Raw genomic sequence first — 11,091 nt, 5'->3', positions numbered from 1 at the left:
CGTGTCGGCCGGCGCCGCGAGCATCGCGCGCAGCGCATCGAGCGCCGCGCGGATGCGCGGTTCGCCCGCGCCGAGGTCGGCGAGTTCGTCGAACAGCGCGGCGGCCGCGTCGGGCTCGCGCGATATCGCGCGCAGCTCGTCGAGGCACATCACGTTGCCCGAGCCTTCCCAGATCGAGTTGACGGGCGCCTCGCGGAACAGCCGCGCGATCGGGCCGTCGTCGACATAGCCGTTGCCGCCGAACACTTCCATCACCTCGCCGGTCAGCTCGACCGCGCGCTTGCACACCCAGAATTTCGCGGCGGGCGTGACGATGCGCTTCCATGCGCGTTCGCGTGGCGAGTCGTCGCGCTCGAACGCATCGGCGAGACGCATCGACAGCGACAGCGCGGCTTCGCTTTCGAGCGCGAGATCGGCGAGCACGGTACGCATCAGCGGCTGCTCGGCGAGCGCGCGGCCGAACGCATGGCGCTGGCGCGTGTACGCGATCGCCTGCACGACGCCCTGACGCAGCATCGCCGCGCTGCCGAGCACGCAGTTCAGCCGCGTGGTGGTGGCCATCTCGATGATGGTCGGAATGCCGCGGCCTTCGTCGCCGAGCATGATGCCCCATGCGTCGTTCAGCTCGATCTCGCTGCTCGAGTTGCTGCGGTTGCCGACCTTGTCCTTCAGCCGCTGGATCTCGACCGCGTTCTTCGTACCGTCCGGCCGCCAGCGCGGCACGTAGAAGCACGACGGGCTGCCGGCTTCGGTGCGCGCGACGACGAGGTGCGCGTCGCACATCGGTGCGGAGAAAAACCACTTGTGGCCGCGCAGCCGGTATTCGCCGCCGCGTCCACCCGCGCCGACGGCGGTCGCGAGTGTCGTATTTGCGCGCACGTCGGAGCCGCCCTGTTTCTCGGTCATGCCCATGCCGAACCAGATCGAGCGCTTGTCGGCGACCGGCACGTCGCGCGGATCGTAGTCGTTGCTGTAGAGCTTGTCGCGCAGCAGGCCCCACAGCGCGGGCTCCTTCTGCAGCACGGGGATCGCGGCCTGCGTCATCGTCGCCGGGCACAGCGTGCCGGCCTCGATCTGGCCATGCAGGTAGAAGCCGGCCGCGGTCGCCGCCCAGCGCCCGCGGCGCGTGTCGCGGAACGCGAGCGACACGAAGCCTTCGCGGCGGTATTGGCCGAGCAGCGTGTGCCACGCCGGGTGGAAGTCGACGCGGTCGATGCGCCGGCCGCGCCGGTCGAAGGTGTGCAGTTCCGGTAGGTGGCGGTTCGCTTCGTCGGCGAGCCGCGCGGTGTCGGCGCTGCCGAGCCGCGCGCCGTAGGCATCGAGCTGCGGCGCGGCCCAGTCGGCGCCCGCGCGGGTGAGCGCGTCGCGCAGCGCGAGGTCCGTCGCGAAGAGGTTATAGTCGACCAGTTCGTCGAACTGGTTCGTGACGGCGTGAGTCGATTCGGTCATCGAGGTGGTCTCCGGTCTCATGCTGCGCGGGCGGCCGGCGTCATGCCGCACGGGTGACGCTTCGGCGCCGGTTCCGGCCCCCGGTAAAACGCATTTCCTGCTGATTTCCAGAGTAGCAAATATGCCGCAGCGACATGTTCAGGTTCCGGCGCCGCCCGGCCAGCCGGCGGCGCAACCCGCGCCCGCCTTGCGTCGCCGGCCGCGCCAGTCGCGCGCGCAGGCGAGTTCCGACGCGCTGCAGCAGGCGTTCGTTCAGCTTTTGCTCGAACGCGGCTACGCGAAGGCGACGACCCGCGAGATCGCGGCGGTCGCGGGCGTGAGCATCGGTACTTTCTACGAATACTTCGGCGACAAGCAAAGCCTCGCGGCGCTCTGTATCCACCGGCACGTACAGGCGATGGCCGACCGGCTGCGCGACGCCATCGCGCGACTGCACGGCGCGCCGCGGGCCGACCTGGCCGCCGCGCTCGTCGACCTGCAGGTCGACGCGATCGGCGCCGACGCGGCGCTGTGGGGCGCGCTGTTCGCGCTGGAACGGCAGGTGTCGCCGCTCACCGCCTACCGCCGGCATTACGACGCGTACGTCGCGCTGTGGCGCGACGCGCTCGCACACGCGGCCGATCCGCCGCCGGCCGCGCGGCTCGACGGGCTCGCGCGGATGGCGCACACGATCTGCTACGGCGGGCTTTCGCAGGCGTTGCTGACGCTCGGGCCCGCGTTCGACATCGCCGCGCTGCGCGACGAACTGCGGGCCGTGCTGCTCGCCTATCTGGCGGCCGCTGGCCGGTAACCGACCCTAGGGGAAATGCCTGATTCGCATGTCGCCCCGACAGGCTAGCCTTGCCGCTGCGTACCCCTCCCCACGGACCATGAGAAAAATGCATGGCCGCCATGACGAACTTTCGATTGTCCACCGATATTGGCTCGGGCTAAATCGTGCGACGGATGCAGGCCGTGCGTGTCGCGCGCGGCCGCCCGAAGGACATCAGAAGGAGGAGTCATGCGAAGCGCCACCGCGCCCCGTTCGAAACTGCCCGACGTCGGGACGACGATCTTCACGGTGATCGGCCAACTGGCTGCCCGGCACGATGCGTTGAACCTGTCGCAGGGCGCGCCGAATTTCGCGCCCGATCCGGCGCTCGTCGAAGGCGTCGCGCGCGCGATGCGCGACGGGCACAACCAGTACGCGCCGATGGCCGGCGTCATGGCGCTGCGCGAGCGGCTCGCCGAAAAGACCGAGGCGCTGTACGGCACGCACTACGACCCAGCTACCGAGATCACGGTGATCGCCAGCGCGAGCGAAGGGCTCTACGCGGCGATCAGCGCGCTCGTGCATCCGGGCGACGAGGTGATCTACTTCGAGCCGTCGTTCGACAGCTATGCGCCGATCGTGCGGCTGCAGGGCGCGACGCCGGTGGCGATCAAGCTGTCGCCCGAGCATTTCCGCGTGAACTGGGACGAAGTCGCCGCGGCGATCAACCCGCGCACGCGGATGATCATCGTCAACACGCCGCACAACCCGACCGCGACCGTGTTCTCGGCCGACGATCTCGAACGGCTCGCGCAGCTCACGCGCGATACCGGCATCGTAATCCTGTCCGACGAGGTCTACGAGCACGTCGTGTTCGACGGCGCGCAGCACCAGAGCATGGCGCGCCATCGCGAGCTGGCCGAGCGCAGCGTGATCGTGTCGTCGTTCGGCAAGTCGTTCCATGTGACGGGCTGGCGGGTCGGCTATTGCCTCGCGCCGGCCGAGCTGATGGACGAGATCCGCAAGGTGCATCAGTTCATGGTGTTCGCGGCCGACACGCCGATGCAGGTCGCGTTCGCGGAGATCCTCGCGCGGCCGGACAGCTATCTCGGCCTGTCGGCGTTCTACCAGGCCAAGCGCGACCTGCTCGCGCGCGAGCTGGCCGATTCGCGTTTCGAGCTGCTGCCGAGTGAAGGCTCATTCTTCATGCTCGCGCGCTTCCGGCACTTCTCGGACGAAAGCGACAGCGATTTCGTGCTGCGCCTGATCCGCGATGCGCGCGTCGCGACGATTCCGCTGTCGGCGTTCTATACCGACGGCACCGACGCCGGCGTGATCCGGCTCAGTTTTTCGAAGGACGACGCGACGCTGGTCGAAGGCGCGCGGCGACTGCGTTCGCTGTAAAGCCCGTACGTCAACCGGCGACGGGACGTCGCACCGACAGACACAGGAGATCACGATGAAGCACACGGCCACCCTGAAACTCGCGTTCGCACTCGCGTGCGCCATCGGCTCGGGCGCGGCGCTCGCCGACGCGCCGACGCTGCGCTTCGGCCTCGAAGCGCAATATCCGCCGTTCGAATCGAAAGCGCCGAACGGCGACCTGCAGGGCTTCGACATCGACGTCGGCAATGCCGTCTGCCAGACGGCGAAGCTGTCGTGCAAATGGGTCGAGACGTCGTTCGACGGCCTGATTCCCGCACTGCAGGGCCGCAAGTTCGACGCGATCAACTCGGCGATGAACGCGACCGAGCAGCGGCGCCAGGCGATCGACTTCACGACGATCATCTATCGCGTGCCGACCCAGCTGATCGCACGCACCGGCAGCGGCCTGCTGCCGACGCCGGAATCGCTGAAGGGCAAGCGCGTCGGCGTGCTGCAGGCATCGATCCAGGAAACCTTCGCGAAGGCGCACTGGGAGCCGGCGGGCGTCGCGGTCGTCGCGTACCAGGACCAGAACCAGGCGTACGCGGACCTCGTGGCCGGCCGTCTCGACGCGACGCTCGTGCTCGCACCGTCCGGCCAGCGCGGCTTCCTGTCGCGTCCGGACGGCAAGGGCTTCTCGTTCGTCGGCCAGCCCGTGCGCGACGACAAGATTCTCGGCAACGGCATCGCATTCGGGCTGCGTAAAGGCGACAGCGCGCTGAAGGCGAAGCTCGACGCGGCGATCGACAAGCTGAAGGCGGACGGCACGGTGAAGTCGCTCGGCCTGAAGTATTTCGGCGATATCGACATCTCGGCGAAGTAAGCGGGCCGCGCGATGCAGAACCGGAACACGGCCGCCGCGGGTGGCGAACAGGGCAGCGCATCGTTGTCGGGTGACGCGGTCGAAGCCGTGCTCGTCTCCGAACTGGGCGATGCGCTCGTGACGCGCTCGGTGGATATCGATCCGCGTTACTTCACCGCGTACAACGAGCCGGCCGGCGTGCGGCCGCGCGCGCTGGTGCGACCGCGCAGTGTCGACGACGTGTCGCGCACGCTCGCGCTGTGTGCGCGGCTCGGCCAGCCGGTCGTGCCGCAGGGCGGTTTGACTGGACTCGCGCGCGGCGCGGTCGCGCTCGGCGGCGAGGTGGTGCTGTCGATGGAGCGCTTCGCGGGCATCGAGGCGCTCGACGCGGCGGCCGGCACGATGACGGTACGTGTCGGAACGCCGTTGCAGACGGTGCAGGAAGCCGCGGAAGCGGCGGGTTTCACGTTCGGCGTCGATCTCGGCGCGCGCGGCTCATGCCAGATCGGCGGTATGCTCGCGACCAATGCGGGCGGCACGCGCGCGATCCGCTACGGGATGATGCGCGAGCAGGTGCTCGGGCTCGAGGCGGTGCTCGCGGACGGCACGGTCGTGTCGTCGATGAACCGGATGCTGAAGAACAACGCGGGCTACGACCTCAAGCAGCTGTTCATCGGCAGCGAAGGGACGCTCGGCGTCGTCACGCGCGCGGTGCTGCGGCTGCATCCGCTGCTGGCCGCGCCGGCCACGGCGCTTTGCCGCGTGCGCGACTACGGCGCGGTGGTCGCGCTGTGGAACCGCGTGCGCATGTTGCCGGAGGTCGTCAGTTTCGAGGCGATGTGGCCGGCGTTCTACGACTACGTTGCACGCCATACGCCGGGCGTTTCTGCGCCGTTCGTCGGCGACGATGGCTTCGCGATCCTGATCGAATGCGCGACGAGCGCGCCGGGCGGCGATGCGCACCAGGCGCTGGAAGCCGGTCTCGCGGCGGGGTTCGACGCAGGGCTCATGGAGGATGCGGTGCTGGCGACGTCGGAGCGGCAGGCGCGCGACCTGTGGACACTGCGCGAAGGCCTCGCGATCGACGCGCTGCCGCAGCTCGTCAACTTCGACGTGAGCCTGCCGACGGGCGAACTCGGCGCGTTCGCCGAGCGTTGCGAGGCGGCATTGCGGGCGCGCTGGCCGGACGTCACGTGCCTGTTCTTCGGCCATGTCGGCGACGGCAACGTGCATATCGGCGTGTCGCTGGCCGGGATGACCGACGCGGACCTCGATGCGCTCGATCACGGCGTGTACGCGGTGGTGCGTGACATGGGCGGCTCGGTGTCGGCCGAGCACGGGATCGGCGTGCTCAAGCGGCCCTATCTCGCGCATACGCGCAGCGACGCGGAAATCGGATTGATGCGGCGCCTGAAGGCCGCGCTGGATCCGCTCGGCATCCTGAATCCCGGCAAGGTGCTTTGATCGGGGTGACGCACGTTGCCGGCAGGAGCCGGCCTGCGTGACGCGTCAGCCGTCCACCCAGCGCAGCGCACCGATCTTCAGGTGCTCGACGACGCTGCGCGCCCAGTCGAGTTCGGCATTGAGCAGAACGAGCGCATGCTCGTTCTGCAGCAGGAACAGGCGCGGCACCTGGTCGGCCTGCGCGGTGGCGCGCAGCGTTTCGAGGCGTTCGCGCTCCGCGTCGAGCCGGGCGATCCGAAGTTCGAGCTGGTGGCGTGCATCTTCGGCGTCGAGCAGCGGCAGGAACGCGAGACCGGCGCCGAACGCCGGGAATTCACGCGCGGGCTCCGCGAGCAGCGCATGCAGCCATGTCTGCCCCGCCGTATGCCCGGCCTCGGTCAGCGCATACAGCGTGCGCTCCGGAAACGCGCCGTCGCGCTCGGTGTCGTGCACGGCGATCATCCCGTCGCGCAGCAGCCGGTCGATCGTCTGGTAGAGGCTGGTGCGCTGGCGCACGTTGACGACTTCGTCGTACCCGCGCGCCTTCAGCTGCTGCAGCATCCCGTAGGGATGCATCGGCGTTTCGGTGAGCGTCGCGAGGACGGCCAGTGCGAGCGGGGACGGGCGGCTGATAGGCATGAATAGTTATTCAATATCTAGTAATGATATAACTATTCTCAATCAGACTATCATATTTCACAAGGGTTTCAGCCGAGGTGCGAGCGCTTCGCGGCCGGGGCGACGGTTTCCATCGTCGCGAGACCGTGCACGATGCCGCAATCCTCGACCGAATGCTCGCCGACGCACTGGCGGCGCAATTCGGTGAGCTGGTCGCGCAGATGCGTGAGTTCCGCGAGGCGCGCATCGACGTGCCCGATGTGCTCGTCGAGCAGCGAATTGATCGAATCGCAGGGATCGGCCGGCGTGTCGGTGAGCTGCAGCAGCGCGCGGATTTCGTCGTGCGCCATGTCGAGCGCACGGCAGTTGCGGATGAAGCGCAGCCGCTCGACGTGCACGTCGGTGTAGTTGCGGTAGTTCGAATCGGTGCGCTCCGCATCCGGCATCAGACCCTCTTTCTCGTAGAAACGGATCGTCTCGGGTGTGCATCGGGCCGCTTTGGCCAGTTCGCCGATCTTCATGACCTTTCTCCCGTGTAAGGGTTGACCTTGTAGTGGCTTCAGGGTGTTAACTCTACACCGTTAGCCATTGAGGAGGTTGTCATGACCGACGCCCAGCGTACCCACGACCCACGACACCGTCATGCCGGCGGCGCCGCTCCGTGCTGCGCCGACGCGCACGATACGGATACGGCCACCGTCGCCGATGCGGCGCCGGTGGCCGGCGAGCACGCGCATGGCAAGGCCGCCGCAGCGCGCGGCGCGCAGTCGCAGGCCCACAGCCACGATCACGATCATCAACATGATCACGCGCACGCCGGTGGTGAAGAGGGCCACGCCCACGGCGCCGGTTGCAGCCACGGCAGCGGCAAGGAACACGACCACGATCACGGTCATGACCCTGCGCACGAGCATGGCGACGGTCATGTCCATGGCGCCGCCTGTGCACACGGCAGCGCCGCGCACGACCATGCCGACCACGACCACGACCACGACCACGACCACGACCACGACCACGACCACGACCACGACCACGACCACGACCACGCGGCCGGCGACTGCTGCGCGCCTGCCGCGCTGACGCTCGCGCCGCTGCCGGTTGCGCAGGCGACCGCGTCGGGCCACGTGCGCTCCGCATTCCGGATCATGCAGATGGACTGCCCGACCGAGGAAACGCTGATCCGCAAGAAGCTCGGCGGCATGAGCGAAGTGTCGGCGCTCGAATTCAACCTGATGCAGCGGATGCTGACGGTCGAGCACGTGCCGGACGCCCAGCCGGCGATCGAAAGCGCGATCCGCTCGCTCGGGATGACGCCCGAGGCGGCAGCGCCCGGCGTACCGGCCGCGCGTGTCGCCGACGCGCCCCCGAAGCCGTGGTGGCCGCTGGCGCTCGCCGGTGTCGCCGCGATCGCGTCCGAAGGCGCGACCTGGGCCGGCCTGCCCGTGTGGCTCGCGGCGGCGCTCGCGCTCGCGGCGGTGCTTGCGTGCGGGCTCACCACGTACAAGAAGGGCTGGATCGCGATCCGCAACGGCAACCTGAACATCAACGCGCTGATGAGTATCGCGGTGACGGGTGCGATGGCGATCGGCCAGTGGCCGGAAGCCGCGATGGTGATGGTGCTCTTCACGATCGCCGAGCTGATCGAAGCGAAGTCGCTCGACCGTGCGCGCAACGCGATCCGGGGCCTGATGCAGCTCGCGCCGGACACCGCGACCGTGCAGGACGCCGACGGGGCGTGGCGCACGATCGAGGCCGCGCAGGTGGCGCTCGGTGCGGTCGTACGTGTGAAGCCGGGCGAGCGGATCGGGCTGGACGGTGAAGTCGTCGCGGGCCGCTCGACGGTGAACCAGGCGCCGATCACCGGCGAGAGCCTGCCCGTCGAAAAGACGACCGGCGACGCCGTGTACGCGGGCACGATCAACGAATCGGGTTCGTTCGACTATCGCGTGACGGCCGTCGCGGCGAACTCGACGCTGGCGCGGATCATCCACGCGGTTGAGGAAGCCCAAGGCGCGAAGGCGCCGACGCAGCGCTTCGTCGACCAGTTCGCACGTGTCTACACGCCGATCGTGTTCGCGGTCGCGCTGCTGGTCGCGGTGGCGCCGCCGCTCGTGATGGGCGGTGCATGGCACGACTGGATCTACCGTGCGCTGGTGCTGCTCGTGATCGCGTGCCCGTGCGCGCTGGTGATCTCGACGCCGGTGACGATCGTGTCGGGGCTCGCGGCAGCCGCACGACGCGGGATTCTCGTGAAGGGCGGCGTGTACCTGGAGGAAGGACGCAAGCTCGCGTGGCTCGCGCTCGACAAGACCGGCACGATCACGCACGGCAAGCCGGTGCAGACCGACTTCGACCTGCACGCGACCGACGCCGACGAGGCACGCGTGCGGCACCTCGGCGCGAGCCTCGCGGCGCGCTCCGATCACCCGGTGTCGCAGGCGATCGCCACGGCTGCCCGCGATGCCGGCACGACGGCATTCGCCGATGTGCAGGACTTCGAAGCGATCGTCGGGCGCGGCGTGCAGGGCACGATCGACGGCACGCGCTACTGGCTCGGCAACCACCGGCTCGTCGAGGAACTCGAGCGCTGCTCGACGGCCCTCGAAGCGAAGCTCGACGCGCTCGAGCGGCAGGGCAAGAGCGTCGTGGTGCTGGTCGACGAAGCACGCGTGCTCGGCATCTTCGCCGTGGCCGACACGATCAAGGACACGAGCCGCGACGCGATCGCCGATCTGCATGCGCTCGGCATCCGCACCGCGATGCTGACCGGCGACAACCCGCATACCGCGCAGGCGATCGCGCAGCAGGCCGGCATCGACGACGCACGTGGCAACCAGTTGCCGGAAGACAAGCTCGCGGCAGTCGAGGAACTGTCGGCCGGCGGCGCGGGCGCGGTCGGGATGGTCGGCGACGGGATCAACGACGCACCGGCGCTCGCGCGCGCCGACATCGGCTTCGCGATGGGTGCGATGGGCACCGACACGGCGATCGAGACGGCCGACGTCGCGCTGATGGACGACGACCTGCGCAAGATCCCCGCGTTCGTGCGGCTGTCGCGTGCGACGCATCGCGTCCTGGTGCAGAACATCGGCTTCGCGCTCGGCGTGAAGATCGTGTTCCTCGGCCTCACGGTCGCGGGGCTCGGCACGATGTGGATGGCGGTCTTCGCCGACGCGGGCGCCAGCCTGATCGTCGTGGCCAACGGTTTGCGGCTGCTGTCGTCCTCGGGGGCGTTCGGCGGTGCGCAGGCCAAGCGTTGAGGAGCGGGCGATGAGCTTTCTGAAACGAATCCTGGGCGGCCACGGCGGTGGCCATGGCAGCGGGCACGGCAACAGCGGACACGGTGGCGGGCATCACGGCGGGCAGCGCCAAGACGGGCATGGCGGCCACGATGCGCGCGGTCGCGATCGCTACGGCTGGGGCTGGCAGGCGCCGGCCGATAGCCGCAGCGGGCAGGCCGGCGGCAACGTGCCGCTGAGCCAGCTTGCCTGTGCGGGCTGCGGCGCACTCAATGCGACGGATGCGCGCTTCTGCGCGCAGTGCGGTGCCGCTCAACGCGGCAAGTCCTGCAGCCGCTGCCACTCGGCGCTGGCGGACGACGCGCGGTTTTGCCCCGGGTGCGGGACGCAGGCCGCGTAAGCCGGTTGGTCCGCGCCTTCGCGCCGGCGGCGTGTGAACGCCGGCCGGCGCGCTTCGTTTCAGGGCCGCCGCGCACGCCTTCCGATCAGCGCAGCGGCAGGTAGATCTCGGTGCGCAGGTCGGCCGGCGCGGCATCCATCGGCGTATTGAGGTACAGCTCGAACGGCGGCGCGTCGGCGGCTTCGCGGCCCGAGTGGCGCAGCCAGTCGCCGTAGAGCCACTGGTAGGCCGTCTTCAGGTCCGCATACGGCCCCGTATGCAGCAGCACCGCATATTCGCCGCCCGCGACCGTCGCGCGCTCCACCGGCGCAGCGGGTTCGATGTCAGGAGCGCCGTCGGCCGGCATGAAGCACGCTTTCGCGCGCAACTGTGCCTCGGGCGTCGTGTCCGGATCGTCGTAAAAAATCCCGATCATCCTCGCGCCCGGGCCGATCAGCCCGCGCGGACCGGCCCACGCACCGATCCGGGCGAACGCGTCGCCGACCTTCAGGTACGACCCGGTGTGCGCCACCGCATAGCCGTGCAATTCCGGCAGCCGCCGGATCTCGACTTCATGCTTGAACATGTCTCCTTCTCCTCGCTGTAACGGATAGATGGGGCGGTGGCTGCCGGTGCGCCGGTGCTGCACGGGCGGCACGCCGTAGGCGTCGCGAAACGCCCGCGCGAACGCATGCGTCGAACCGTAGCCCGCGCGCCGTGCGATTTCGTCGATCGGCCGCACCGTGCACACGAGATCCTCGGACGCGCGCACGATCCGCATCCGCCGCACCGTCAGCACGATCGACTCGCCGTACAGCGCGCGATAGACGCGCTGCCAGTGATACGGCGACAGGCACGCGACTTCGGCAAGCCGGTTCAGGTCGAGCGGGCCGTCGAGATGCGCATGAATGTACGCGTGGACGCGCGCCACGCTGGCTGCGTAGCGAAGCCAGGCGGGCGGGTCGGGTTTCGTTTCGACGGTCAT

Annotated in this window: 11 protein-coding genes; 6 read left to right on the top strand and 5 right to left on the bottom strand. The window is 69.1% G+C overall.

What is annotated here, in order from left to right; translation table 11 throughout:
• Positions 1-1,449, bottom strand: a 1,449-nt coding sequence (locus tag G3N96_RS22645) for an acyl-CoA dehydrogenase family protein (protein ID WP_206138521.1), incomplete at its 3' end; no start/stop codon positions are given.
• A gap of 121 nt (positions 1,450-1,570) precedes the next feature.
• On the opposite strand from G3N96_RS22645, the gene G3N96_RS22640 reads away from it, so the two are divergent.
• The 4 genes from G3N96_RS22640 to G3N96_RS22625 all read left to right on the top strand — a co-directional run bounded on the left by G3N96_RS22640 (position 1,571) and on the right by G3N96_RS22625 (position 5,891).
• A complete protein-coding gene (locus tag G3N96_RS22640) occupies positions 1,571-2,239 on the top strand; it encodes a TetR/AcrR family transcriptional regulator (RefSeq protein WP_206138520.1) in 669 nt (222 codons plus the stop codon).
• A gap of 210 nt (positions 2,240-2,449) precedes the next feature.
• On the top strand, positions 2,450-3,604 hold the full coding sequence (locus G3N96_RS22635; RefSeq protein ID WP_124582230.1) for a pyridoxal phosphate-dependent aminotransferase: 1,155 nt from the start codon (positions 2,450-2,452) through the stop codon (positions 3,602-3,604).
• Positions 3,605-3,659: 55 nt separating this feature from the next.
• Positions 3,660-4,448 (top strand): ABC transporter substrate-binding protein, encoded by a 789-nt coding sequence (locus G3N96_RS22630; protein WP_089438933.1) that lies wholly within the window; start codon positions 3,660-3,662, stop codon positions 4,446-4,448.
• Between the two features lie 12 nt (positions 4,449-4,460).
• Positions 4,461-5,891: an FAD-binding oxidoreductase gene (locus G3N96_RS22625; RefSeq protein ID WP_206138519.1), complete on the top strand. Its 1,431-nt coding sequence runs from the start codon at positions 4,461-4,463 to the stop codon at positions 5,889-5,891.
• Between the two features lie 45 nt (positions 5,892-5,936).
• Here G3N96_RS22625 and G3N96_RS22620 read toward each other — a convergent pair whose 3' ends face one another.
• The 3 genes from G3N96_RS22620 to G3N96_RS39320 all read right to left on the bottom strand — a co-directional run bounded on the left by G3N96_RS22620 (position 5,937) and on the right by G3N96_RS39320 (position 7,612).
• Positions 5,937-6,509, bottom strand: coding sequence for a PadR family transcriptional regulator (locus G3N96_RS22620; protein WP_206138518.1), 573 nt, complete (start codon positions 6,507-6,509; stop codon positions 5,937-5,939).
• Positions 6,510-6,577: 68 nt separating this feature from the next.
• Positions 6,578-7,009, bottom strand: a complete 432-nt coding sequence (gene cadR / locus G3N96_RS22615) for a Cd(II)/Pb(II)-responsive transcriptional regulator (protein WP_011350541.1) — start codon at positions 7,007-7,009, stop codon at positions 6,578-6,580.
• Between the two features lie 60 nt (positions 7,010-7,069).
• Positions 7,070-7,612 carry a hypothetical protein gene (locus G3N96_RS39320; RefSeq protein WP_346778905.1) on the bottom strand — a complete coding sequence of 181 codons (543 nt, stop codon included), beginning with the start codon at positions 7,610-7,612 and terminating at the stop codon, positions 7,070-7,072.
• A gap of 27 nt (positions 7,613-7,639) precedes the next feature.
• On the opposite strand from G3N96_RS39320, the gene G3N96_RS22610 reads away from it, so the two are divergent.
• Positions 7,640-9,748, top strand: a complete 2,109-nt coding sequence (locus tag G3N96_RS22610) for a heavy metal translocating P-type ATPase (protein WP_241022777.1) — start codon at positions 7,640-7,642, stop codon at positions 9,746-9,748.
• Positions 9,749-9,758: 10 nt separating this feature from the next.
• Positions 9,759-10,127 (top strand): zinc ribbon domain-containing protein, encoded by a 369-nt coding sequence (locus G3N96_RS22605; RefSeq protein ID WP_206138516.1) that lies wholly within the window; start codon positions 9,759-9,761, stop codon positions 10,125-10,127.
• A gap of 85 nt (positions 10,128-10,212) precedes the next feature.
• On the opposite strand, the gene G3N96_RS22600 is transcribed toward G3N96_RS22605, so the two are convergent.
• Entirely contained in the window at positions 10,213-11,091 is an 879-nt protein-coding gene (locus G3N96_RS22600; protein ID WP_124582242.1) for an AraC family transcriptional regulator, read from the bottom strand.

The sequence above is a fragment of the Burkholderia sp. Se-20373 genome, assembly GCF_017104705.1.
In the GTDB taxonomy this organism is placed as follows: Bacteria; Pseudomonadota; Gammaproteobacteria; order Burkholderiales; family Burkholderiaceae; genus Burkholderia.
The sequence above is the reverse complement of the archived record's forward strand: the minus strand, read 5'-3'. Positions and strand labels throughout refer to the sequence as shown.

Coding starts and splice junctions, on each gene's coding strand:
- G3N96_RS22640 (WP_206138520.1), top strand. CDS start 1,571: ATGCCGCAGCGACATGTTCAGGTTCCGGCGCCGCCCGGCCAGCCGGCG.
- G3N96_RS22635 (WP_124582230.1), top strand. CDS start 2,450: ATGCGAAGCGCCACCGCGCCCCGTTCGAAACTGCCCGACGTCGGGACG.
- G3N96_RS22630 (WP_089438933.1), top strand. CDS start 3,660: ATGAAGCACACGGCCACCCTGAAACTCGCGTTCGCACTCGCGTGCGCC.
- G3N96_RS22625 (WP_206138519.1), top strand. CDS start 4,461: ATGCAGAACCGGAACACGGCCGCCGCGGGTGGCGAACAGGGCAGCGCA.
- G3N96_RS22620 (WP_206138518.1), bottom strand. CDS start 6,509: ATGCCTATCAGCCGCCCGTCCCCGCTCGCACTGGCCGTCCTCGCGACG.
- cadR (WP_011350541.1), bottom strand. CDS start 7,009: ATGAAGATCGGCGAACTGGCCAAAGCGGCCCGATGCACACCCGAGACG.
- G3N96_RS22610 (WP_241022777.1), top strand. CDS start 7,640: ATGGACTGCCCGACCGAGGAAACGCTGATCCGCAAGAAGCTCGGCGGC.
- G3N96_RS22605 (WP_206138516.1), top strand. CDS start 9,759: ATGAGCTTTCTGAAACGAATCCTGGGCGGCCACGGCGGTGGCCATGGC.
- G3N96_RS22600 (WP_124582242.1), bottom strand. CDS start 11,091: ATGACCGTCGAAACGAAACCCGACCCGCCCGCCTGGCTTCGCTACGCA.